This is a genomic window from Segatella copri, from assembly GCF_949820605.1.
GTDB lineage: Bacteria > Bacteroidota > Bacteroidia > Bacteroidales > Bacteroidaceae > Prevotella.
Genome location: NZ_CATKVU010000008.1, coordinates 31,511 through 55,930, shown reverse-complemented (window position 1 = coordinate 55,930; position 24,420 = coordinate 31,511). Strand labels below are relative to the sequence as shown.

Annotated in this window: 27 protein-coding genes and 2 pseudogenes; 8 read left to right on the top strand and 21 right to left on the bottom strand. The window is 46.5% G+C overall.

The window, feature by feature from the left end:
- Positions 1-703: 703 nt before the first annotated feature.
- Positions 704-832 carry a hypothetical protein gene (locus RCO84_RS16860; protein ID WP_264911349.1) on the bottom strand — a complete coding sequence of 43 codons (129 nt, stop codon included), beginning with the start codon at positions 830-832 and terminating at the stop codon, positions 704-706.
- A 424-nt stretch (positions 833-1,256) separates the two neighbouring features.
- On the opposite strand from RCO84_RS16860, the gene RCO84_RS16855 reads away from it, so the two are divergent.
- Genes RCO84_RS16855 through RCO84_RS16840 form a run of 4 tightly spaced genes read left to right on the top strand, consistent with a single transcriptional unit; the run spans position 1,257 to position 3,447 of the window.
- Entirely contained in the window at positions 1,257-1,472 is a 216-nt protein-coding gene (locus RCO84_RS16855; RefSeq protein ID WP_005823733.1) for a hypothetical protein, read from the top strand.
- A gap of 12 nt (positions 1,473-1,484) precedes the next feature.
- Positions 1,485-1,724, top strand: coding sequence for a DUF6926 domain-containing protein (locus tag RCO84_RS16850; protein ID WP_022159259.1), 240 nt, complete (start codon positions 1,485-1,487; stop codon positions 1,722-1,724).
- Positions 1,725-1,747: 23 nt separating this feature from the next.
- On the top strand, positions 1,748-2,173 hold the full coding sequence (locus tag RCO84_RS16845; protein ID WP_317583558.1) for a PcfK-like family protein: 426 nt from the start codon (positions 1,748-1,750) through the stop codon (positions 2,171-2,173).
- A complete protein-coding gene (locus RCO84_RS16840) occupies positions 2,170-3,447 on the top strand; it encodes a PcfJ domain-containing protein (RefSeq protein ID WP_317583556.1) in 1,278 nt (425 codons plus the stop codon). Before RCO84_RS16845 ends, RCO84_RS16840 begins: the two co-directional genes overlap by 4 nt.
- A gap of 168 nt (positions 3,448-3,615) precedes the next feature.
- Here the strand turns inward: RCO84_RS16840 and RCO84_RS16835 are convergent, their stop codons facing one another.
- The 19 genes and pseudogenes from RCO84_RS16835 to RCO84_RS16745 form a co-directional block, all read right to left on the bottom strand.
- Entirely contained in the window at positions 3,616-4,101 is a 486-nt protein-coding gene (locus RCO84_RS16835; RefSeq protein ID WP_264906991.1) for a lysozyme, read from the bottom strand.
- On the bottom strand, positions 4,098-4,589 hold the full coding sequence (locus RCO84_RS16830) for a DUF3872 domain-containing protein (protein WP_373690147.1): 492 nt from the start codon (positions 4,587-4,589) through the stop codon (positions 4,098-4,100). Before RCO84_RS16830 ends, RCO84_RS16835 begins: the two co-directional genes overlap by 4 nt.
- A 15-nt stretch (positions 4,590-4,604) precedes the next feature.
- Positions 4,605-5,474 (bottom strand): toprim domain-containing protein, encoded by an 870-nt coding sequence (locus tag RCO84_RS16825; RefSeq protein ID WP_264906987.1) that lies wholly within the window; start codon positions 5,472-5,474, stop codon positions 4,605-4,607.
- Positions 5,475-5,486: 12 nt separating this feature from the next.
- A complete protein-coding gene (locus tag RCO84_RS16820; RefSeq protein ID WP_287830124.1) occupies positions 5,487-6,068 on the bottom strand; it encodes a conjugal transfer protein TraO in 582 nt (193 codons plus the stop codon).
- Positions 6,069-6,071: 3 nt separating this feature from the next.
- Entirely contained in the window at positions 6,072-7,100 is a 1,029-nt protein-coding gene (gene traN, locus RCO84_RS16815) for a conjugative transposon protein TraN (protein ID WP_195204526.1), read from the bottom strand.
- 59 nt (positions 7,101-7,159) lie between these two features.
- Positions 7,160-8,503: a conjugative transposon protein TraM gene (gene traM / locus RCO84_RS16810; RefSeq protein WP_317583551.1), complete on the bottom strand. Its 1,344-nt coding sequence runs from the start codon at positions 8,501-8,503 to the stop codon at positions 7,160-7,162.
- Positions 8,484-8,774 carry a TraL conjugative transposon family protein gene (locus RCO84_RS16805; RefSeq protein WP_287830127.1) on the bottom strand — a complete coding sequence of 97 codons (291 nt, stop codon included), beginning with the start codon at positions 8,772-8,774 and terminating at the stop codon, positions 8,484-8,486. Before RCO84_RS16805 ends, traM begins: the two co-directional genes overlap by 20 nt.
- An 11-nt stretch (positions 8,775-8,785) precedes the next feature.
- Positions 8,786-9,409, bottom strand: coding sequence for a conjugative transposon protein TraK (gene traK, locus RCO84_RS16800; RefSeq protein WP_068856390.1), 624 nt, complete (start codon positions 9,407-9,409; stop codon positions 8,786-8,788).
- A gap of 30 nt (positions 9,410-9,439) precedes the next feature.
- On the bottom strand, positions 9,440-10,453 hold the full coding sequence (gene traJ, locus RCO84_RS16795) for a conjugative transposon protein TraJ (protein WP_068856391.1): 1,014 nt from the start codon (positions 10,451-10,453) through the stop codon (positions 9,440-9,442).
- A 3-nt stretch (positions 10,454-10,456) separates the two neighbouring features.
- Positions 10,457-10,918 (bottom strand): annotated as a pseudogene (locus RCO84_RS16790) (DUF4141 domain-containing protein); the annotation flags it as partial.
- Between the two features lie 115 nt (positions 10,919-11,033).
- The gene (ltrA, locus tag RCO84_RS16785) at positions 11,034-12,842 is read right to left on the bottom strand and encodes a group II intron reverse transcriptase/maturase (protein ID WP_294809166.1); all 1,809 of its coding nucleotides are present in this window, start codon (positions 12,840-12,842) and stop codon (positions 11,034-11,036) included.
- 573 nt (positions 12,843-13,415) lie between these two features.
- Positions 13,416-13,580, bottom strand: a pseudogene (locus RCO84_RS16780) (DUF4141 domain-containing protein); the annotation flags it as partial.
- A gap of 30 nt (positions 13,581-13,610) precedes the next feature.
- Positions 13,611-16,112, bottom strand: a complete 2,502-nt coding sequence (locus RCO84_RS16775) for a TraG family conjugative transposon ATPase (RefSeq protein ID WP_317585816.1) — start codon at positions 16,110-16,112, stop codon at positions 13,611-13,613.
- Positions 16,109-16,435, bottom strand: a complete 327-nt coding sequence (locus RCO84_RS16770; RefSeq protein ID WP_118153007.1) for a DUF4133 domain-containing protein — start codon at positions 16,433-16,435, stop codon at positions 16,109-16,111. Before RCO84_RS16770 ends, RCO84_RS16775 begins: the two co-directional genes overlap by 4 nt.
- Before the next feature lie 20 nt (positions 16,436-16,455).
- Positions 16,456-16,761 (bottom strand): DUF4134 domain-containing protein, encoded by a 306-nt coding sequence (locus tag RCO84_RS16765; RefSeq protein WP_203051881.1) that lies wholly within the window; start codon positions 16,759-16,761, stop codon positions 16,456-16,458.
- 158 nt (positions 16,762-16,919) lie between these two features.
- Positions 16,920-17,252 (bottom strand): DUF3408 domain-containing protein, encoded by a 333-nt coding sequence (locus tag RCO84_RS16760; protein WP_106813439.1) that lies wholly within the window; start codon positions 17,250-17,252, stop codon positions 16,920-16,922.
- Between the two features lie 19 nt (positions 17,253-17,271).
- The gene (locus RCO84_RS16755; protein WP_317585815.1) at positions 17,272-17,916 is read right to left on the bottom strand and encodes a hypothetical protein; all 645 of its coding nucleotides are present in this window, start codon (positions 17,914-17,916) and stop codon (positions 17,272-17,274) included.
- Between the two features lie 25 nt (positions 17,917-17,941).
- Complete coding sequence (locus RCO84_RS16750) at positions 17,942-18,388, bottom strand: DUF3408 domain-containing protein (RefSeq protein WP_317585814.1); 447 nt, start codon at positions 18,386-18,388, stop codon at positions 17,942-17,944.
- A 5-nt stretch (positions 18,389-18,393) separates the two neighbouring features.
- Positions 18,394-19,152 (bottom strand): ParA family protein, encoded by a 759-nt coding sequence (locus tag RCO84_RS16745; protein ID WP_118153011.1) that lies wholly within the window; start codon positions 19,150-19,152, stop codon positions 18,394-18,396.
- A 431-nt stretch (positions 19,153-19,583) separates the two neighbouring features.
- Between RCO84_RS16745 and RCO84_RS16740 the strand changes: the two genes are divergently transcribed.
- The 4 genes from RCO84_RS16740 to mobC all read left to right on the top strand — a co-directional run bounded on the left by RCO84_RS16740 (position 19,584) and on the right by mobC (position 23,599).
- Positions 19,584-19,712, top strand: coding sequence for a hypothetical protein (locus RCO84_RS16740; protein WP_258754139.1), 129 nt, complete (start codon positions 19,584-19,586; stop codon positions 19,710-19,712).
- Between the two features lie 188 nt (positions 19,713-19,900).
- The gene (gene mobA, locus RCO84_RS16735; RefSeq protein ID WP_032856281.1) at positions 19,901-20,320 is read left to right on the top strand and encodes a conjugal transfer protein MobA; all 420 of its coding nucleotides are present in this window, start codon (positions 19,901-19,903) and stop codon (positions 20,318-20,320) included.
- Positions 20,305-21,558 carry a conjugal transfer protein MobB gene (gene mobB, locus RCO84_RS16730; RefSeq protein ID WP_317511426.1) on the top strand — a complete coding sequence of 418 codons (1,254 nt, stop codon included), beginning with the start codon at positions 20,305-20,307 and terminating at the stop codon, positions 21,556-21,558. The genes mobA and mobB overlap by 16 nt, the downstream gene beginning before the upstream one ends.
- 37 nt (positions 21,559-21,595) lie before the next feature.
- The gene (gene mobC / locus RCO84_RS16725; RefSeq protein WP_317511425.1) at positions 21,596-23,599 is read left to right on the top strand and encodes a conjugal transfer protein MobC; all 2,004 of its coding nucleotides are present in this window, start codon (positions 21,596-21,598) and stop codon (positions 23,597-23,599) included.
- A gap of 78 nt (positions 23,600-23,677) precedes the next feature.
- Here mobC and RCO84_RS16720 read toward each other — a convergent pair whose 3' ends face one another.
- Entirely contained in the window at positions 23,678-24,307 is a 630-nt protein-coding gene (locus RCO84_RS16720) for an RteC domain-containing protein (protein WP_117663913.1), read from the bottom strand.
- Positions 24,308-24,420 lie beyond the last annotated feature (113 nt).

The window sequence follows — 24,420 nt, the reverse complement described above, 5'->3', positions numbered from 1 at the left end:
TTGAGAATGAGATAAGTTTTTATCTCATAAAAAGAAGAGGTTACGAATTAGAAATAAACAGAATGTAGCATCCTGCTGTGATTTGCATAACCATCCAAAGAACTCTTTCGGTTGCAAAGGTACGATATTTAATCGGGGATAAAGAATGTTTTAAGATTTTTTATCCTCGATTTTTTGCTTGGGTAAATCTGTTTTTATTAAACCATATTCTTCTCTGTTCTTTGCTATTTCCATTTCAATCCATTCAAACTTATGTGGCAATGGTTCCTGTTTTTTGAATTGTCTATTTCGTTTGCATATTCTCATTCTTTCGTGTGTTTTGTATAAAAGTCAGCCGTCGTCGAAGAAAGACAGTCCTCATACCTCAGACTAACTTCCTCCGACTATGGCACGGCAAGAAAAATCCTTGACAGTATGCCTTGAAATGCTTCAAGACTATACTGCCAAGGACTTTTCTTTGTTTGCCGTGCTGACAACGGCTGATTTTTATAGCCACAACTCGCAGTTCCATTTTTTATCGCACAATCCAAACGACATGAAACAGTGGCACGCCACCCTTTCATGTCTCAGTAGTACGGCATGAGGAAAAGTGTTTCTTTTTGTCGGTTGCAGGCTAACCGATCAAAAGAAACACCATTCCTTGATTTGCCGTACCATTTTGTTTGCATACTCCACCGCAAGAAAGAAGTCATTGATGTAAACCTCAACGACCACTTTCATGCTTGGCTGCACAGCCTTGGAGAAAACCCGATGCAAGAAGCATGGACAAGCCATACTCTTCTTTCATCGGAATTTTTCTGATGGCTGTGCCATTTTTGTATGCGATTTCCATTTTTCAAGACGTTTGTAAGACGACGTTGTATCCATTTCTCAGAAATGAGTATGCGATAATCGTGCAGTCCAAAAACTTCCGTGAAGTTTCTATTTTCATTTGCCGCTCTGATTTTCTTTCCTCCACATGGTCTTTCCTTTTGGCATCAACCGTTATCGTGCAGGTGCAAAGGTATGGCAGCGGGCTTTGGAAATAAAAGGTCGAGCCTTCGGTTTTCAAAAAAATCTCCACACCGTTGGGTAGTATTTTTCCGAAAAACCTTGTATTTCCAGCCTCGCCGCCCTTGAAAGGCACCTGAAACGAAACGACCGATGCGACAGGAAGACGCAAAAAAAAATGTCGGAAAATGGAGCGACAAAAAGGTGAAGAAACGAGAACTTCCCTTCAGTTCCTGGAACCGCAAATAAATTTAATTCAAGGCTATATGACAACAAACATCAACATAACACAGACTTGGTGGAGATTACTCTCCGCAGTCGGCTCAACCCTCATCACTTTGGTGGCTTGGTTGGGATATATGGCTCTCTGCATGGTCGGTGAAGTCATATTAGGAATTGTGAAGTTCATCTTCGGCATCATCATTTCCATTCTTTCTATGGTGGTACTGATTGGAACATTCATTTGGTTATTAACACTTTAAAGTACAAGCGATATGAACAGAAGCATTGAAGCGATACCTACATGGGCACTCTGCTACATCATCAATGGCGATGCAAGCGGACTGACAGACGAGGAAATCCGTATGGTGGACGAAGCCATGCGCAAGAACAATATTGAGATAGTAAGTCCAAGATACAACGAGGACATGTGCACAGAACCTTACTTCAGCCATTATCCGTTCTTCGGACTGCCTACAGAAGTTGAGGACTGCGACATCATCTATCACGAGTAACAACCCCTTTAACAACATCAGACATGAACACTACAGAATATTTCAAGAGAACCATACAATCCTATTTGGAGGAGCGTGCTATGGAGGACGAACTCTTTGCAGCCAAGTATGACAACCCCGACAAGAACATAGACGATTGCGTCACCTATATCCTTAATTGGGTACAGAAGAGCGGTTGCAACGGCTTTTGCGATGACGAGATATATGGGCAAGCCATCCACTACTACGAGGAGAAGGACATCGAGGTAGGAAAACCATTGAACTGCCAAGTGTCTGTTAACCACCACATCGAACTCACAGAGGAGGAGAAGGCACAGGCAAGACAGGAAGCCATCCGCCAATATCAGCAAGAGCAGATGAACAAGATGCGTAACAGAGATACCGCCAAGCGCACCTCACAGAGAACGGAAACAGAAGTACACCAACCATCATTATTCGACACGTTATGAAACCAAGAACGAAATATCAGAAGCAAGTCGTAACCTCAAACAAGGGGTTACGACCTATCAAGGGAGCGCAAATGCAATGGGCATTCCGTGAATGCCTTGACCACTATGCCTTTCAGTTGAAACACGGACAGACCACCTGCATGGACTGCGGACACACTTGGACTACGGACGAGGATGCGGACAAATGTGTCTGCCCGAAGTGTAAGGCAAAGTTGGAAGTGCAGCGCACCAAGCGACAGAAGGCAATGTCTTCTACCTATTTCAGTGTACTCACCGAGCGCAAGGAACTGCAACTTATGCGAGCATTTCAGATGAAAGCCTATTACCGCAAGGGACAAAAGGCAGACATTTATTGTTGGGAGGTGGCACGCTATTGGATGAACGAGAAAGGCAAGGTGGAGGTTATGGCACGCAAGCGCACAATGGGTATCTATATGGACACGTTCTGCTACGACTCCGACATTGAACTGCGCAAGGACAACACCACCTATCAGCATATTGCTTCATTTCCGGTCTGCCCCGATATGAAAGTCATTCCTCAGATATGGCGCAACGGCTTTGACGGAGCGTTTCACGGCATCGAACCGCTTACATTGTTCAAGGCGATGCTGACAGACCACCGCATCGAAACAATGATGAAGCAATGTCGTTACGGACACGTCCGCCACTTCATAGACCACCCACGGCACTTGGAAACTTGTTGGAATGCCTACAAGATAGCCAACCGCAACCATTACCTTATTACAGACATCGGCAAATGGGCGGACTACATCTGTATGTTGGTAGAAATGGGCAAGGACATCAGAAGTCCACATTACATTTGCCCCGACAACCTTGAAGCCGAGCACGACAGAATATCCGAGAAAATCAGAGCAAAGAAAGAAAAGGAGCGTACCGAGGAGGAGATACGCAAGGCATTGAAGAACGAGGACAAGTTCAAGGAAATGAAGAGCCGTTTCTTCGGTTTGATGTTCACGGACGGCAATATCGTGGTGAGAATGCTTGAAAGCGTCAGGGAGCACGTTCTTGAGGGCAAGGCGATGCATCATTGCGTAGGCAGCGGTACAAACTATTCACTCAATCCCGACTGCATCATCTTCTCTGCAAGAATAGCCGAACAAAGGGTTGAGACCGTGGAGTTTTCACTCGAACAGATGAAAGTCGTACAATGCCACGGACTACAGAATAAGGATACCGAGCACCATGCTGACATCATCAACTTGGTGAACAGCAATGCAAGACTTATAGAGCAGCGTATGGTTGCAACGACATGAAATCCATATCGGCGGAGCGATGAAAATTCGTTCCGCCACTTTCTTTCTTGAGCCGAGGAGCGGAAAAGAAAGTGGCAAAGAAACCGTCTTTTCCTTATCTGCGATGCTTGCAAAGAACAAAGGACAGCCCCCAATCAAAAGGACTGTCCTATTTTATAAAACCTTATACTATGGAGTAAACAAGAGCAGATACTCCATTTTTCTTCTTCGCTCGATGGAAGGCACTATCTTTCCGTTCCACCTTTTGAAGTCCACATAGTCACGATAGATGTTTCTGTTGCCACTTCGCATCTTGGCATACATCCGGCTTTTCATCACCTTTCCACATCCCACATTGTAGGCAAGTGCAGCCAAGAGCAGCGAGTCACGACCGAAGTCACGAAACATGGCGCAGAGCTTTCTGAGGTCAGAGCGCAGCAATGCATCGGCTTGCCGTTCCGTCATTCTTGGAGAAAACCGCTCGCCAGGCAACAGCTTGTGCCCATATCCGACATAAGGATGATGCTTCGGTCCGTGCAGACCCTCGTACTTCTTGATGCAGGCGACAGCCAACTCAAAACGTGACACATGACGAACTCGCTTTATCGCCCCTTGCGTCTGGGCAGACAAGCTGCCCGATACAAGAAGCAAGGCTAACAATATCATCAACCTCATACGCTACCGAGTTTGTTGGCACTTCTCGCAAACTCTTCCTCCTCATCAGTATCGTTGAAGTTGAACTCCACTTCGTATGACTTGCCGAAGTTGTCCTCCACCACCACTGTCAGCGTCTGTGTCTCCGTGCTTGCCGAGGTATAGTAAAGACGGAACTTCTCGTTCTCCAACAGATAGCGGTCGTTTGGTTGGAACACCGTTCCGTTCTCCATTCTCAACGAGCCTTTTCCGTCATGCTGAAAATAGCGGATGGTATAGATGGTGCCGTCAAACTTTCCCTCCGCCTTCAACTCGCAGCGGATTTCAACGGTCTGTCCACGCACAATGTCCTTTGGCACAGGCATCGTCTCCACCTTGAAAGGATACGACTGCTGAATGTCCAGCTCATCGCTGCACGATGAAAGGATTACCGACACGGCACACACGAAAAGGAATGCCAATACGCTCACTGATTTCTTGATTTTATTGTTCTTCTTCATTGTCTTGATGTTTTTGAATGATTGTTACTTTCTTGTCTTATGGCTCATCAGGTACTCGTTCAAGTCCTTGTAACCTGTGTATAGATGCGAATGGTCAATGAACTTATCGCCATATCGCTTTTGCAGTTCGACACAGGCATTCTCGCCAGCTTCGTCATTGTCCAAGTGACAATACACTTGTGCATAGCCATCTAAAAGATGATGCACCTTTTGCATATTAGCCACCGAATTGAGGATAATATGATCCTCACCACGACCTATACCGAGCATGACGGCAGAGAGGAAATCCATAAAACCCTCGTACAGATGGCAGACGTTGCTGTTCCTGCCAATGAGAGTGACGTCCTTTGGCGACACGCAACCTTTGAAGAAGCGGTTGCGTATCTCGTAGCCATCGCTGTTGTTCTTGAAACCGACAGCAAAGAACTGTTTGCCATTGTATCGGTATTCCACCTGACAGCAGAAACGGCTCGCCACGTCAGCCGATATGCCACGCTCACGCAAGTATTGCCGAAGTGCAGGATGGCTCAATGCCTTTTCCACAATATCACTAAAGGGATTGCCTTTCGCCTTCACAGCCTTTTCTTCTGTTCTTTGATAATGCTGAAACGATGTCGGGAAACTGCCACCAAGCGTTTCAGATATGAACTTGGCTTGTGCCACAAACTCATTGCTGTTGATGAACTCCCCTGCGAGGTTGAAGATGTCACCACCTCTGGCGATGCCATAGTCATACCAGACATTCTTGTCCGTTGATACCCGAAGCGAAGGATTGCGGTCGTTGCGGTATGGCGCATGATACCAAAGTCCCGAAGCCTTGTGCTTGACAGGCTCAATGCCGAGAATATAGAGAAAGTCCACGATAGGCACTTGTTTGATTTCATTGATATCCATAGGCTCACTGTTTTAGTTGATGATGAACTTCATGCCGATGCCAAACTGCGTGTGGAAATGTCCCGTGCTGTTGCCCCAAACAAGCCTTTCCTTAACGGAAGCGGTCAAAGCTATAGCATCCGACAGGTATATTTCCGTTTCCAATGCCACGGCACCACCATAGATAAACGCTCCCTTGTTCTGCAAGGTCGCTCCGTCCGACATGGTTCTCTTGCCCCAGTTTACGGACTCATAGCCAGCCAGTGCCGTACCTCCGATATAGAACAGCACCGTCTTACTGTTGTCGGAAAGGAAGTTGTAGGAATAACCGAACTCGCCCGTCATTTGTGCTATTGGAACGGAAGTGTTACGGTAAGGCTGATGTACTTGCAGATATTCCGCCCCATACGTCCACTTGTCACCACCTTTGGTATAGCTCGAAAGTCCGAGACCTGCATAATAGCCAGCCTTGCAGGACTTCTTGCCGTTATATACTCCGTCAGCCATGCCGACCTTCACCTCGATGCCTTTCATCTGAGGAAGGCATCGTTGGGCGAATGCCTGCCCTGCGGTGAGGGCAAGCATCGCCATGATTGCAATGTTTCTTCTTTTCATCCGTTACTTCACGCTAAGTTCGTTGATTGTCAAAGCTCGCACCAAGTCGCTGTTCTCCACGACAAACGACTGATGGCGACCGCCTTCCTTCTCGTTCATCTCCACGACAAGCTCCTTGTCGTCGGGAATGGTAAATTTCGGCAAGCAGAACACCGTCTGCTCCGTTTTCTTGCCAGCCACACGCACCACATAGTTGTAGGCACGGACAGGAAGAAGCACCTGCTCCTGAATGGCGGTTCGCTTCGCCACCTTCTTGTCCACCACCTTGAACGTGACATAGTCCACGTCAAACGGCACGTTGCTCTGGTTCTTGATTTCTGTGTGGAAATACAGCAAGTCGCTGTGTACATAGATGCCCTTCAAAAGGTACTGGATTCCGAAACGCTTGCTGCCGATGTGCTTCACCTTGCGCTTGTTCTCCTTATGGATGGACTTCATGATGAGGTGTACCAGCATGGGACTTTCCTTGCCCAACTCCTTGAGATAAATCTCCTGTGCATTGTTCGGACGGTTCACCGCCTCACCGTCATGGATGAAGTCAGCCATCTCGATATTGAGCATGAGCGGTTCCTTGGCATACTTCACATTGAATGTGTAGAATGAGCCATTCTCCGTGATGACGCTCATATTGGTCTCTTTCTTGAAGTTCTTCACGGCTGCTTTTACACGGATAACATTCTCCGCACCGTCCGCCTTGCCAGCTATCAAATCCTCTGAACCCAAGTCAACGTACTTGACAGAGGCAGGAAAGAGAATATGAACCGTCTTGTCATAAGTCACTTCCAAACCATGAGGTGGAATCATGCGGTCGAAGGTCAACTTCTTGGTCAAGCCGTGATAGAGGTTGCTGTTCTCTTCCTTCTGCGGATACACCTCCTTGGTCAAGGTCAGCTTCTCTTCCTGGTCGGAAGAAACATTGCTTACTTGCTCAGTCTTTACAGACTTCTGCGCTTTTTTCTTGCCTGTCTTCTGCGCTGATGCAGTGCAGGCTACGCCCAGCATAAGGGCGAACATGATTGTTGTCTTTTTCATTTTGGTTTGCTTTTAATTAAACTTTTGGATTAAGTGGTATAAATGTTGTTGCCTTTCGGCTAATCTTCCTCTTGGTAGAGCATGACCCTGTAGCCAGCCTTCAGGTGTATCTTGACGGTACGCATCTTCTTGGAGATATACTGCGACACGCCTTGTATGACACCTTTTCCCAAGTCGGAGGCAAGCTGTGCCCCGGCATTGGAGGAAATGTTGATGCTGCTGTTCAGCGAGCTTCCCATGTTGGCACCGACTTCATTGGCTGCGTCAACCTCCATCGACTTCGGAATGAAGATGCCCTCCTGACCGTCATTGTCATAGACGGCAAGCTCAATCGGGATAATCATGCCGTTGTGCTCAATGGACTTCAAGGCTATGGAAAGCCTTTCGCCTTGCAATCGTGCCACTCCGACAATGACAGAATTTCGTGGTATCTCTCTATTGCCGACACGCATGGCTTCCAGCAGTCTCAACCTTACTGCCTGTCCGTCCGTTATGGTCTGGTTGCCGTGGATGCAGGCAGAAATCGTGTTTTTGTCGGAAACACCACCTCTTCCGATGGCGGTATTGAACCTTGCCGAAGCCTTTTCCGAGTAAGAGGCGACAAACTCCTCGTTACTCATGGGGCGGGTCAAAGACGAGACCACACGCCTTTGCACTTGCCTTACAGAGGAAACCTTGGCTTTCTTGCCCTTGGTGACAGCTTCCTTGTTTTCCTCTGTTGCTGTTTCAGCCGATGAAGGACTTGCCGCATTGGCATTTCCACCAGGCATGTACTTTGCCGCAAGTTGATAGGACTTCTCCATAAGGGCGACTTGCTCGTCCATATTGGAACGCTTGTTTTCCTGCTGCATCATGCTTGCCTCCAGCTCGTCAAGACGTTTCCTCAACTCAGCATCTTCGCTGCTTCCCCCTTGCTGTGGCTGTTCATAGAAACCGCCCAAGGTCGTGTTCAAGGTTTGGTATGCCTCGGCAGACGAGCGGATGGCATCCGCCTCTTTCCTTTCTTCCTTTGTTGGCTGCTGCCCAGACTGCATCAGGTCAAAATCCTTGCCTTGACCGGATGCTGTCGAATCAATGCCTGGCATGTACTCACCAAGAGTGTTCATTGCTCTGCTTTTTTCCTTTTGCTTGTTGGCAAGATCCTCCTTGGAGTATGCCTTACGCTTGTCCGCCTCCACATCAGTCTTCTCCGCATCAGGCATTTCCATGTTGAATCCCTTGCTGCCTTTCTCACCCTCTGATGCCGACGGCTTGAAGATGAGCCATAACACCAATGCGCAGACGAGACACATGCACGGTATGGCTATCATCTTGTTGCGCTTGATACGCTGTTCCTCTGTCAAAGGCTTCTTTTCCTTTGGAGCCTTATCCGGCTCCACCTTGTCATTCTTCTCCTTCTCCATGTGTCAATTCATTTTGGTTGGTCACTTGCTGCCCCTTGTCGGTGGGCAACTTTACACTCTCAATATGCTCAACCTCTATATTTGAGGTCTTGCCGTTTCCAAAGTTGATGATGGCTGAACCTATCATGTAAAGGCTACAGAGGGCAAACAAGCCGAACATGACGAGCACGACTTTCAGTCTCACCCTTGGCGGAAGGGAATCCAGCCTGTCACGCAGTCTTCCCTTCATACCATTCACCTTTTCTTGGATTGTCTTTATCGGATTTTCCATTCTTGCTATTTTTATCGTTCTACTGTACTGATGTCCCTGTTCTCCACAATGGTGAAACCTTCAATGGTAAAACCATTCGGGTTGTCGTCGGAGCGTGTGGCGTTCACCAACCTGCATACGGTGACAAGACTTCTCTCCGTCACATTGCTCTCTCGGAGTATCACCTGCCGTGCGTAGGTCTTGGCTTGATAAGGGTAGTTATCAAAGTTACAGACCACGCTGTCAACTTGCAGCGACTGGTTGATGTTTCCCGCGATGAGTCTGTTGTAAAAACCTTTCTCCGCAAAGTCCTGGTAATAGTTGTATGCGCTCTTGTCTGCCAGCAGCAAGGCTCGTTTCACGTTGTGCTCGATGGCGCTCTTTTCGGGAGATAGCGTAAAGAACAGCTCATGAAAGCGTCTCACGTGTTCCCTTGCCTCGGCAGGTCTGTTCTGTGAGAGGTCTTGCGAGAGGGCGAGCATCAGCGACTTGCCTCCATCAAGGACGTATATCTTCTCGCGTTGCTTCTCCGCAAATCTGAATGCGAACACCACCGAACATATTGCGACAACAGCGCAACCGATGACGAGGACGATGCAGAACAGGCGTATCTGCCTGAACGAGGTCTCGATATTCTTCAATGACTTGAATTCCATTTTTCTTTTCGTTGTATTGTTCATGAATGACTATATTTTCTTAAATCCGCTCTTGATGAGCCTTCCGGCACGTCCTGCCACATTTCCAGCCGTTGCTCCTGCAATGCTTCCGCCCAGTGAGCCTGCCGTGTTCACGTTCCGGTTGTAGTTGCCGATGCCGCCACCTGCCTGTATGATCCATCCCGCCACGGTCGGTATGGTGAAGTAACCGATGATTCCGATGATGAGGAAAACGATGTAAACACCGTTGCTTGCCTCAATGGAAAAGTTCGGATCGTTCTGCAATGCCTCGATGTCGTTTTGCAGCATCAGCACCTGTATCTTGGCAAGGATGGTACTGAACAAGTCCGAAACGGGTAGCCAGAGATAAATCTGTATGTACCTGCAGAACCATTGCGTCAGCGTGGACTGGAATCCGTCCCATACCGATATGGCGAAACAAAGCGGTCCGAGGATGGACAGGACAATGAGGAAGAATGTCCTCAGCACGTCTATGACCAGTGCAGCGGCTTGGAACAGCAGCTCCAGCAGTTCACGGAAGAAATCACGGATGCTCTTTTTCATGCTGTACATGCCACGCTCCACATACATTCCTGCCATTGTCACCACGTCGCCTGGTGACCAGCCGAGTTCGTCAAGCTGCTTGTCAAACTCCTCGTTGCTTACAAGGTATGCAGTTTCCGGATTGCGTTTCATCGCCTCATACTCCAGTTTGTCTTTCTGCGCCCGGTATTCATTCATGTCGAAGGTCTGTGTCTCCAACATGGAATGTGTACCTTGCACGATGGGACTCATCACGCTGTTGAGCGTACCGAGCACGATGGTCGGGAAGAACATGATGGCAAGTCCGATGGCAAACGGACGGAGCAGCGGAAATACATCTATCGGCTCTGCCCTTGACAGTGACTGCCAAACCCTCAGGGCGACATAGAACAGCGCCCCAAGTCCTGCAAGTCCCTTGGCGATGTCCGTCATGTCGGAACACAGCGGCATCATCTCGTCATACAGGGAGCGCAGTATCTGGTGAAGATTCTCGAAATCCATAGGCTACCAGTATTTCTCGTTTGACTTGCCGTAGAGTCCCATAATGCGGTCGAGGTCGTTTTTCTTCTTGGCACGCAGATAACTCACGGAAATGTTCTTGTTGGTATAATAGCTCACGAGATTGCGGTAACGCTTCATCTTCGAGTAGCAGCGTTCCACCACGTCCATTCGCTCCTTGTCCGTCATGGAAAGGGTCGTGATGTTCACCACATTCTTCAGTTCTGTCAGCACATCGTTGCTTTCCTCCAGCAGTTTGGTGTAGCCGAAGCCGATGGCGGAGAGTTCCTCCACGGAGAAATTGTCATCGTGCATCATCTTCTGGTAGTTGTTGATGTAGATGTCCGTGATGTCGCCCACCATGAGGATGGTCTGCTGCACCTTGCGTGCGTCCTTGACGAGGTTGTTCACCGACTTCAGCGCATCGTAGTACTTCTTGCCCTGCTCGTAAATCTTCACGGTCTCCTTGAGTAGGCTAAGTTCCCAACGCCTTTCCATATTGCTATGGGAGGTTTTCAGATACTCGCCCCCAAACCGGACGTACACGTTCCCGCGTATCCGGCTTTCCACTAACATTATCAGTCTAATTTGTTCCATAATGAATCATTTTATGACAGTTTTCGCAAAGAGCAAGGGTTTTCCGTCTTCTTGCAATCATCAATTTTTCCCAGTTCTCTTTCCCTGAAAGGTCTCCGAGTTTATTGATATGGTGCATTTGGATAGCTCCCGTTGCTCCGCACAATTCACATTTTCCTGCTTTTAATCGGTCTATAAGACTTGTTCGGCAGGCATACATCATAAGGTTGGGCTGCTTGTCTATTTCCGATTGTTTAGTCGGGACTTTGCGGCTGAACCCATCATGGTATAGTGTTCGTTCCTTTTCTTTGCCGTTTTTGAGCTTGAATCTGACTGTAAACAGTCCATTCTTTTTGTATTTCCTCAAAATCACAGGTACTCGTGAGCGGTACTTGTGGGCAAAGGTTTTATACATACTGTATTCGAGTATGTATTTGAACAATTGCAGCTCATAGCAGTTATTCGCAAGTGAATAGTAGTTTACAAAACCTCTTATCATGCTATTATAGCGGTCGAGGATTTCAAGGTCGTCATTGAAGACCAATACGGATTTTGATTTGGGTTTCCACTGCTCTCTGCCGTTGTGGATTTTAATCTCAATCATACGTTCTTCAAGTAACTTATTCTTGATAGTGTTTTTACCAATCATAAGTCTTACTCTCTTGTTGAAAGCCCTACGCATTACTCCGTTTATACTCCTGCGAGTGGTGTTGGATGATGTTACATCTATCTCATATCCGAGAAATTTGGCTGCCTTTGAAGTATGGGTTATGAGGGTTTTCTCCTCTGACAGTTCAAGAGCAAGTTTATCAGCAAGGAATGTTTTGACATCCTCTTTAATATGTCTTGCATCTTCTTTACTGCCGATTATCCCAATCAGAAAATCATCGGCGTATCTCACATATTTGAGACGTTTGTAACCTGCATCCATTTCGTCACTGCTTGGAATAAGCATGCTTTGGGCTTTGTTCTCTTTGTAACTCTTAATCAATTCGGCACGTTCAGCTTCATTGACCGTCTTTTTAAGCTTGTGAACAATCCAGCGTCTTTTGTACCCAAGAGAACAAGAGGCTTGATTTCGTTTTCTGTTCTTTCCCTTGTCGAAGTCTTGGATGTATTCTTTCATATACTTATCCAATTTGTCGAGGTATATGTTTGCCAACAATGGGCTTACTATTCCCCCTTGTGGAGTACCGCTATAAGTTCTATGAAATTTCCAATCTTCGATGTAACCTGCTTTCAACAGTTTGCGGATTAAGCGGATAAAACGGTCATCGGCAATACGCTCTTTCAGAATGTTAATCAATACATCATGGTTGATGTTATCGAAAAATCCTTTGATGTCGCCTTCAACAAACCATTTAGCTCCGCAAAATGTCTTTTGAATTTGAGCCAATGCAGTATGACAACTCCGATTAGGTCTGAATCCATGAGAGGTATATTCAAATTGCCCCTCATAAATTGCTTCCAAAATCATCCTCACCACTTCTTGCACTAACTTGTCATTCGCTGACGGTATTCCCAATGGACGTTTCTTTCCATTCTTTTTAGGGATATATACCCTGCGTGCAGGTTGGGGCTGATAACTTTCATCTTTCAATGAATCTATCAGCTTTTCAATACGAGGCAGGCTCATTGCATCGGTAGTCGTACCGTCAACGCCCGCTGTCATACCGCCTTTATTAGCACTAATGCGTTGATAGGCGATATAAAACATCTCCTCGTTGAACAGAATACGGTAAAGTCTTTCAAACTGGTAGTTTGACGCTTTGCTATGTTCTGCCAGACTGCTTAATACTCTTTCTGGATTTCTCATAATGTCTCTCACATTTTCCGTTTATTGTATTAAAAATGTTAGCTGCCACCCTTTGCCATGTACAAGGCTTTCCCTTGCTCGGACTACTGCGGTGGCTCCGTTGCCATGTCGGATATTCAGAGGTCTGCACCTCATAGCCTTTTGTGAGGCATTCCGATTTAGGCAATCCCCGTTTACTCAATAAGTAACTTTGCATTGATAGATTGTCGGATATGACTTCCGTCCTTTTTCGCTTACTGCGATTGTGCCGTAACAAGTTCTTGCTTCTGCTACACAACTTCCATATCAGAAGTGCTACGGTGCAACGAGTTCAGTTACCTTACGTTGCAGTTTGGTCACTTACCACTTGGACTATCATTCAAACAATTCGGTTTTTATCCTCATATCTATCATTTTCATCACGCCACTCAGTCGCAGTTTGGTAACTAACTGACTTATGACTTATCCCGACATGCTACACTCCCTGTCCAGTTTCCCTTTCAGATAAGTCGGGTGATGATAGGTTTCTCAAAGAACACTTACCTAATAGCTTGCAATAGCTACATTTACTTATTCAGCCTATACGGGCGCACAGTTGTTGAGCATGTTCTGAGCCGTCGAAGACGTGTGGACGATGTTGTTGGACGAGTTGATGATACTCTGCGCAATGTTGGTAGGATCTATGACAGACCACTGTGCGCTTGCCTTTCCTACTATCAGCAGGAACAGGCAGATTGTCATGATTACTTTTGTTCTCATTTTTACTTTTGGATTAAGTGGATAATGAATTTACTTGTTCTCTTGTTTGTCCTCTGCAAGCTGTCGGATGGCAGCTTCCATGTCGTCACCGAGTTTCTCCGCCAATGCCCTTACCTCCAGTTTCTCACTTTCCTCAGTCGTATAGGCGAGATATTCCTGCGTGGACACCTCTGTGGCATATACTGCCGACTGCGTTCCGCCAAGTCCTATCCATACTTCCTTGTAGAGACGTGACGGGTCGTTGGACTGGTTGATGGAGAGAATCTGCGACTTCTCCTTTTCCGTCAATCCGAGCAATGACTGTATCTGCTCGAACTTGTTCATGAACTTCCTCTGGTCAAGGAGTATCTTGCAGTCTGAGTTGTTGATGATACTGTCCTTCACGATAGCGGAGGATATGATGTCCTCGACTTCCTGCGTCACCACAACCGCCTCACCGAAGAACTTTCTGACCGTCTTATAGAGATACTTGATATAGGAAGCCATGTTTGCCGAAGCTATCGCTTTCCATGCTTCTTCTATCACTATCATCTTACGGATGCCTTTCAGGCGGCGCATCTTGTTGATGAACAACTCCATGATGATGATGGTCGTGACCGGGAACAGGATTGGATGGTCCTTGATGGAATCAATCTCGAAAACGATGAACCGCTTGTGCAGCAGGTCAAGCTCCTTGTCTGAGTTAAGCAGATAGTCATATTCGCCACCTTTGTAGTAAGGTTCCAGCACGTTGAGAAATCCGTCTATATCAAAATCTTTCTCACGGACTTTCTTTTCTTCCAGAACCTTGCGGTATTCCGTTCCCACAAACTCATAGAAGGTATTGAAGCATGGAACGATGTCGCTTTCCTCTTTCAGTTTACCGATGTAGAGCGACACGGCATTCGACAAGGCGACCTCTTCTGCTCGTGTGGCTGGCTCGTTGTCCTTCTTCCAAAGTGTCAGGAGCAATGTCTTGATGCTCTCTCGCTTCTCGATGTCAAAGACCTTATCCTCGGTGAAAAAGGGATTGAATGAGATGGGACTCTCATCCGTATAGGTATAGTAGATACCGTCCTTTCCGCCTGTCTTTCTGTTGATCATCTCGCAGAGTCCCTGGTAGGAGTTTCCCGTATCGACCAAGACCACATGCGTGCCTTGCTCGTAATACTGTCTGACGAGATGGTTCATGAAGAACGACTTTCCGCTTCCCGAGGGTCCGAGCACGAACTTGTTGCGATTGGTTGTCACGCCTTTTCTCATCGGCAGGTCAGAGATGTCAATGTGCAGCGGCTTTCCACTGATGCGGTCTGCCATTTTGATGCCGAACGGTGAGGGAGAATCCATATAGTTGGTTTCCTCCGTGAAGAGGCATACCGACTGCTCAACGAAGGTATGGAAACTTTCCTCTGACGGGAAATCACCCTCGTTGCCGGGTATCGCAGCCCAGAATAATGTCGGACAATCCACCGTATTGTGGCGTGGCACACATTCCATGCTTGCCAACTGACTGCCCACATCATTGCGAAGATGCTTCAACTCTTCCATATCCTCGCCCCATGCCATAACATTGAAATGGGCACGGACAGACTGCAAGCCTTGTGAGTGAGCCTCGTTCAAATACTCGTCAATCCATTCCTTGTTGATGGCGTTCTGTCGGCTGTACCTTGACAGCGAGTGCATGTTACGGGCGGTTTTCTCGAACTTCTGCAAGGTCTCGTCACTGTTGTCTATGAATACATACTGGTTATAGATATGGTTGCAGGACAACAGCAAGCCAACTGGAGCGGCAAAGGACAGACGGCAGTCACTTCGGTCAGTTGACAATCGCTCAAAGCGGTTGTCCGTAGATACTTCCGTTGGCAGGTCTTCCGTTTGTGACAAGGTATGCAGACAAAGATGTTTGTTTCCTATACGCATACCACTTGCAGACAATTCCATATCCTCCAAACATTGCACGTTCTCCGTGGAGAGCGAGAGGTACTTGCCTACAAGTCCCGTTGTCCGTTCCGTGCCTGTGATTTCCTCATCCGTCAGTCTGCGTAAGGAGATATAGCCGGAGTCGTTGATGATTCTTGCGAACTGCTCCACGGCATCGAGGAATCTTGCGACCGTTTCCTTGTCCTTGATTTCCTTGGGGATGATATGCCCACGGCACAAGGTGGAAAAATTGCTCTGGTGTGCCATGCGCTCCTTGGAGGTCTTGCTAAGGAACAGGTAACACTGGTGATGCAGGTAAGGACGCTCATTGAAGTGTCTCTCGTAGCTTCTTGACAGAAAGCTCATATCGCTTTTCAGCAAGTCCGGTTCGTAGTTCTCTTTCACGAACCAGTCCTGCTTGTGTACGATGCTGTAGTCGGGCAGCACCTTGATAGCCTTGCACCATGCGGCATGTACCGACTCATACTCCTGCGATGTTACCGTGAAGATTTCGGGGAGTGTCACCTCGTAGGCGACCGTGATGTCGCCATCCTTGGAGATGATGCAGCCTTGCTCCACGGCAAGCAGCGGAAACTTGCTCTCAAGGGTGCTTGATTTTCTGATATTTCTCATTCTTCTTTCTTTTTATGTTTGAACATTCGGTTTGTTTTCCTTCGGTTGAGGATATAGCGTGGATGGCTCTTGGCGGCAAGGAGCTTCATCAGTCCATGCTCACCATACTTGTTGTTCAGATGGAATGTTCCCCATACAAGCAATGATCCGAGCGTGAGACCCAAGCCGATGCAGACCAGTTGGTCCGCACCTGCCATATAGAGGACTACCACAAGGAAGAAGACGACAAGCAGTCCACCTGCGAAGATGAAGAGGTACTGTGCCTTCAGTCCCTTGAACTCAACCGAATGACCGATGCCCTTGTTGATTGGGTAGTCAGCCATAAGTCTTATACCTTATTATATTATAGGAAGAACGAGCGGAGGATGGTTGCACTCACGATGAGGAAGATGCAGGCTCCGAACCAGCTTGCGGCAGTCTTGCTCGTGTCGGGGTCGCCTGACGAGAACTTGCCATACACCTTGATGCCTCCGATGAGACCCACCACGGCACCGATGGCGTAGATGAGCTTCGTGCCCGGGTCGAAGTAGGAGGTCACCATACTTGTTGCCTCGTTGATACCTGCAAGTCCGTTGCCTTGCGCAAATGTCTGTGATACGGCTGCGACAATCATCGCAGCAAAAAGAATGATTCTGTTTTTCTTGTTCATAAATCGTTTTTTTTCTGTGCCTTGGGGATTGGATGGTCCCGACTGGCGGTTGATACTTTTGTTTACTCATGCGGCATGATGCCGACTTGTGGATTCAGTGGCGAGCTGAGATTTTAGCCGTAGTCTTTCTTTTTCATTGGTGTACTTTAAAATTATTGTTAGAGGCGATATGCCTTGAGTCCTTCATCAAATGCAGCCTTGATTTCGGCAGCATGGATAGCAAAATGCTCGTTGATGATGTTGTCTATGAAACTTGCTACAGTAGCCTGTCCTTTACCAACCACATTCACAAACTTCATAATGCGCTCATGTGTCTCTTCTTTGATGCAGACTTGCTTACCGTTTCTTGCAGTAAAGTCGGCTTTGGACATAAACTTGTCTATATACCCAACTCTTTTTTCTGCTTGGGACGACACGGTTACATTCACTGTGGACTGAATACTGATGTATTCCTTTGTCGCACCATTCTTTCTTTTTCTGTTTCTTTCCATTGTTCTCTAAATTTTATTGTTATACAAAATCAAGGATATTGAAGTCCTCTATGCTATCTGGCACTTTAAACTCCTTCTTTGGCTTGGACGTTTGTTCTATCTTATGTCCTTGCAGGTAAAAGGTGACGAAATCATGAATGTTTTTCTTGCACTCCTTGCTGTTCTCCATGAATTTCTCATAGAATTGGTTACCATCCATCTCGTGGAAGACCTTTCCTGCATGTCTTTTCTCCTTGTCCGTAGCTTTTGAAGCCTTGACCGTTTTTACGGCTGTGTCAATGTCTTCAAAACTTGACCCTTTGGCTTGCGGCACATCGGCATCACCCTCATCGTCAGAATATTTCACATCAACGTCCTCTATGCGAACATTCGTAAACACATCGTCAAGCTGTTCATCAGGAATCCTTGCCGTGTTCTTTGGTGGATCCTCGAATGTCACGTCATTCTCTGATACAGGCTCTGATTCAGTTTGCTTCTGTTCTGTTTCTTCTTTCTTTCGCAACTGAGACACCTTGAAAAGGCTTTTGCCAACAAGCGCCATAGGGTCGATGGGTGGCTTTTCCTCTTCTTCCTTATTGTTCGCAACTTCAAGGAGCAACTTGTTGTAAAAATAGATAGTCCAGACATTGAATGCAACCAAAACTATCATGAATATACTTTCCATTGTCATGCTTATTCCTTTTTATGTGTCATACATTCCAGTCATCTATCTCTTTTCTCAGCAAGACGTTGATTTCTTCCTGGTTCTCTTCAAGATGTCTCTCAAGAATAAGGTCGATATAACCACCAACTGTCAACTCATGCTTTGCGAGCACACTGACAATCCTCGAAATTCTCTTGTGTATCTCACGACTGATATAAACGCATTGACGAGTCTTTATCTCGTTTCGTTTGAGAAATGCAGCATCATAACTTTCAGAGGAAACCTTGGATGGCTTGCGTGGGGCTGCAGGCTTATCCATCTGTGAACGTGGATTTTTCTTTTCATCCTCTTCTTTCTCTTCGGTATCCCTCACTTGGTTTTGAGAGGCTCCATTAAGGATGGATGCCGTTGTCGTGCCTATCTTGCTCTTGCCAACAGAGGCAATGAGCAGACTTTCATCTATTGCATCGGTGTTAATTTTTCTGCTTACCATAGGCATTATGTTTTTATAATTTCACAAATTTCGTCAGACAATTCCTTGATGCCACTCCCTCGCAACAGATTCGGGTCTGCGGGGAAGATGGTGGAACGGAACACAGCCTTTCGATTCTCCGACAGTTCTCTTCTGAAACGCTTGCTGTCTGGAAGTCGTGTGTTGAGAAGTGAATAGCCGAGAGAAGCAAACATTCCTTCATACACTTCATATAAATTCGTGCGTTCTCGTTTGTCAACCATCGTCCAGAAGAATGCAAGTTCCTTGGTGACAGACAAGCCCGGAGTCACGAGGTTGTCGTAGAACAACTGGACAAAACTCAATGCGCTTTCTATCACAAAGCGGTCAGCGCTGACAGGAACAAAGATGTAATCCATCTGTGACAAGGTCTTCATGACACCTTCGCTTTTGATTGTTCCCGGCATGTCAAAGAAAATAAAGTCGGGTTCAACCTCAGATTCCTCCAACACTTTCTCTGCGTCATCAAGTGCGTTGAGTGCATTGCTTCTCGTAACACTGTAGGATTTCTTGCCCAACTTCTTGAAATGCTCACAGGCTTGTGCCTTGAAATAAACGCTGTCCTTGATGAGTTCCATTTCCTCATCACGCAGGTCTGCGATATTGTGCTGTGGTTCGTCACAGTCAATGACTGCTACATTGAAACCTTTAACATTGTGAATGTAGTTGGCTACAAGAGCCGTGATGGTGGATTTTCCGATTCCACCTTTCTGTGTTGCAAAAGCTACAAATCTTGTTTTACTCATATCTTTAACTTTTTAATTTGTTGATAACTCACTTCCATGATTTTCTGCCAATTTAATGATATGAACACATAAGTGTCCATGTCTATAAGTCATTGCTCCATTATGGAGACCTTGAACCATTGCAGTGCTTCATCATTTCCATACGACAGTACGACAGTGAATCATTAAGTCTGTACGTCAGTAGCGCATCATTGATGCAAGGCGATACTGCAATAATGACAGGTTTATTCATTTCTACAAATGCTTGTTTCATCATATTTTCAAATCATTAGTTCGATGTTTACGGCTGCAAAGTAACAACGCTTTTTCCGAAAAACAATGGTTTTCAAATCCTGTGGCAGCATGTTGCCGATAGTTGCAGTGGTTGTCTGGGGTGCATCTGTTCCAAGGGTGCTATTTTAGCCGTAATTTTGCACCCGAAAGGCAAAGCGATGGATAGCGCATCCATATCGTTCCGAGAAGAACAAGGCTTGATGCTCCGCAAAGGACAGGATTTCCCGAACAGCTTCCATTCGGGATGGGGACAGCTTCTTACGAAGGCTAACTTCAATCCACCCTAAGCGGATTTTTATGTCCTCAAAGACATAGCAAGGTATGTTTTGAGTTACTCAAAACCTTTGGAGTTACTCTCCAAAGACCTTGCCCTGCCGGGTTGGTAGCCTCTCCGAAGTCGGGCTCCCCATGTTCCAATCTGACGATAGTTTGTGCAATTCCATTATTGCCGCATGTACCACTTAATCCATTTTATATGAACACAGAAAGAAAACGAGGGGGACGAATCCCCAAGCTGAACCCGAAGTCGCACCATGTGATGCTTCGGTTCGACGATGACGAATGGATGAAATTCCTCGTCATGTATGAGCAGACTGATGTGAAGGCGAAGGCTGTTTTTGCCAAGGCACGCATCTTCGGCGAGCCGTTCAAGGTGCTGCGCGAGGACAAGACACTGGTGGAATACTACACCAAGCTTTCTTCTTTTCACTCGCAGTACCGAATGATTGGCAACAACTACAACCAGGTTGTCAAGGAACTCCGTTGTCATTTCTCAGAGAAAAAGGCGATGGCTTTGCTCTATAAGCTGGAGAACTGCACCAGGGAACTGGTCTCTCTTACCCGTGAGATTGTTGAACTAACCCGTAAGTTTGAGGAAAGATGGTCGCAAAGATAAGTTTCGGAAGTTCATTGTATGGTGCACTGGCATACAATGGTGAGAAGATTAACAAGGAAGAAGGAAAACTCTTGGCTACAAACAAGATCTTTGATGATTGTTCTGGAAAGACGAGCATAGCCAATGCCTTGCGTGATTTCCAGCGATACCTTTCTCCGCACATCAGAACAGAGAAGCCTGTAGTGCATATATCCTTGAATCCGCATCCTGATGATGTGCTGACGGATATGGAGATGGAGAATATTGCCCGTGAATACTTGGAGCGCATGGGATATGGCAACCAGCCATACATGGTCTACAAGCATGAGGACATTGACCGTCACCACATGCACATCGTAACCATCCGGGTGGATGAAAACGGCAAGTGCTTGGATAGCCGATACAACTACCATAAGAGCAAGGCTATCACCCGTGACTTGGAGGAGAAGTACAATCTCCACAAGGCAGACCGCAAGCAACGCCAGGCAGACAATCCACTTCGTAAGGTGGATGTAAGCCAAGGCAATGTGAAGAAGCAGGTTGCCAACACAGTAAAATCTCTCTGCGCTACCTACAGGTTCCAGTCATTGGGCGAGTACCGTGCACTTCTTTCCTTATATAATATATCCTTGGAGGAAGTCAGAGGCGAAGTTGGCGGTCGTGAGTATCATGGTTTTGTCTATTCTGCCACGGACGGACAGGGCAATAAGGTTGGAAATCCTTTCAAGGCTTCCAAGATTGATAAATCTGTCGGTATAGAGGCGATAGAAAAGCGGTTCGCTTATTCTACCAAGAAGTTCAAGGAGGACAAGAAACTCTCCGAGATGACCCGTCATAGCGTGGAAGCTGTCTTGAAGCAGACGTATCATAAGGATAAGTTCGTTGAGTTGCTGAAAGCAAAGGGCATTGATGTTGTTTTCCGCCATACAGCTGACGGCCGTATCTACGGAGCAACATTCATTGATCACCGCACCAAAAGCGTTTTCAATGGTTCAAGGCTTGGAAAGAATCTTTCTGCCAATGCCCTGCAGGAGCACTTCACCTTGCCTTACGAGAATGAGCAGCCGATACCACTTACCATCCCGAAGGAAGATGGCACAATGCCGGAACTGGAATATCATGGTTCTGGCTTGTTCGATGAGTACGGCAGCGGTCTTGGACTTATGGCAGGGAATGGTTCTTCCAACGAGGCACAGGAAGCAGCATTTGATAGAGAGTTACGCAGAAAGAAAAAGAAACGAAAAGGGAGAAACCTTTAATCGTATTATCAAGGTATAACTTCAAAACAGAAAAACAATGGCACAAGAAGACGATTTGAGAGCATTGGGGAAAATTATGGATTTTCTCCGTGCCGTGAGTATAATTCTCGCTATTATGAATGTATATTGGTATTGCTACGAGGCAATGCACATGTGGGGAGTGACAATCGGGGTTGTTGACAGAATCCTGATCAACTTCAACCGTACAGGCGGTTTATTCCATTCCATCCTCTATACCAAGCTGTTTTCGCTTCTGCTCCTGGCACTCTCATGTCTGGGAACCAAGGGCGTAAAGGCAGAAAAGATGAGTTGGAACAGGATTTCTACAGTTCTTGTCGTGGGCTTCTGCCTATTCTTCCTCAACTGGTGGATATTATTGTTGCCTATATCTCATTTGGGCAATGCCACGCTGTACATCTTTACAATGACAGCAGGTTATATCTGCCTGTTGATGGGAGGACTCTGGATGAGCAGACTCTTGAAATACAACCTCATGGAGGATGTGTTCAATAATGAGAATGAGAGTTTCATGCAGGAAACCAAACTCATGGAGAACGAGTATTCCGTCAATCTGCCAACACGATTCTATTACAAGAAGAAATGGCAGAGAGGATGGATCAACGTGGTCAATCCGTTCCGAGCGACCATCGTGTTAGGTACACCGGGTAGTGGTAAGTCCTTTGCTGTAGTGAACAACTACATCAAACAGCAGATAGAGAAGGGGTATTCAATGTATATCTATGATTTCAAGTTTCCCGACCTTTCGACGATTGCCTACAACCACATGATGAACCATCAGAATGGATATAAGGTCAAGCCCCAGTTCTATGTCATCAACTTTGATGATCCTCGCAGAAGTCATCGCTGCAATCCTATTCACCCAGATTTTATGAGTGACATTTCCGATGCTTATGAGAGTGCATACACCATCATGCTCAATCTCAACAAGACGTGGGTACAGAAGCAGGGCGACTTCTTCGTGGAGAGTCCGATTATTCTGTTTGCTGCCATCATCTGGTACCTAAGAATCTACAAGGACGGAAAGTATTGCACCTTTCCTCATGCCATCGAACTGCTCAACCGCAGATACGAAGATGTCTTTCCGATACTAACGAGCTATCCCGAACTTGAAAATTATTTATCTCCGTTCATGGATGCCTGGCAAGGTGGGGCGATGGAGCAGTTGGCGGGGCAGATTGCAAGCGCAAAGATTCCGTTGTCACGAATGATTTCACCACAACTCTACTGGGTGATGTCCGCAAGCGAGTTTACACTCGACATCAACAATCCCAATGAACCTAAGATTCTGTGTGTCGGAAATAATCCTGACCGACAGAATATTTATGGTGCCGCACTCGGTTTGTACAACAGCCGCATCGTGAAACTCATCAACAAGAAGGGACAACTCAAATCATCCGTTATCATTGACGAGTTACCAACTATCTATTTCAAAGGCTTGGATAATCTGATTGCTACGGCACGAAGCAACAAGGTGGCGGTGTGTTTAGGCTTCCAAGACTTCTCGCAGTTGGTTCGCGATTATGGAGACAAGGAGGCAAAGGTGGTTATCAATACCGTTGGTAATATCTTCAGCGGACAGGTCGTTGGCGAGACCGCCAAGACTTTATCCGAGCGTTTCGGCAAGGTGCTCCAAAAGCGTCAGTCCATTTCCATCAACCGACAGGATGTCTCTACGTCCATCAATACCCAAATGGACAGTCTCATTCCGCCAAGCAAGATTAGTGGTCTTACCCAAGGTATGTTTGTCGGCTCTGTTTCCGACAACTTCACCGAGCGCATAGAGCAGAAGATCTTCCATGCCGAGATTGTCGTTGACACCGACAAGGTAAAGCGAGAGGAAAGCCATTATCAGCCTATCCCCATCATCAACGACTTCAAGGATGCGGATGGCAACGACTGCATGAAGCAAGCCATTCAGGACAACTACAACCAAATCAAGGAAGATGTCAAGCTGATTGTCAAGGACGAGCTGGAGCGCATCACTGGTGACGAGAGCTTAAAGCATCTCATACAGAAATAAACAATAAGGCGAGTAACTTTTAGGAATTGTCCTTTTCAGTTACTCGCCCCTGCATACATATATGGGATTTATCGTTTTTTATCGTCTCATTCTTTCCAATTCATCATCCTTTCGCATTTTGTCGTTCAACTTCTCCTGCATTCTGTCAAGGAAGTAAGTACGGCTATGGTTCTTGCGTCTTCTGATGTCGGTATAGAAACGATAGCAGTCCTTGGCTTTGATACCAAAGAACTGGTACATGGCTTGCGCCAAGTCCTTGAACTTCACATCGCCATCGTTCACGCTTCCCATTACGCAGATGCCATATACCATTTCTACAAGGTCAACGGCATTGCCAGTCCATTTTACTAATGGCTTTGATTCTGATGATACTGGCGGAGAGGCTTCTGAAGTGGATGTGGTCACATGAAGATGATATGTTGCTGCCACATGCTCTTGCATCCTTCGGACAAATGCAATAGCCTTGCGCACATACAAGCCTACGGTTCCCAAACAATCCTTTATATGGGGCATTGACAGATGAAAGTCAAGCTCGGTCTCTGCGTATGACAGTGCAAAGACCGCTTGCTTCACGTTGGTGCTGCATAAATCAACCACAACCTTGATAAACTCACGGTATGAGTTCTCCAAAGCGTTACCACCTTTGTTCTTATGACCTGCATTCAGCAAGTTGAAAAAATCAGTCTCTATCAATATGTTGTATTCCATGTTGCTGTCTCTTTTATGGGTTTGTACTAATTTGATGTTTCTGTGCGCACACCATTTATTAGTCCAACACCTATGCCATTCCAAGACAGACTAAACAATAGGATGATGATATT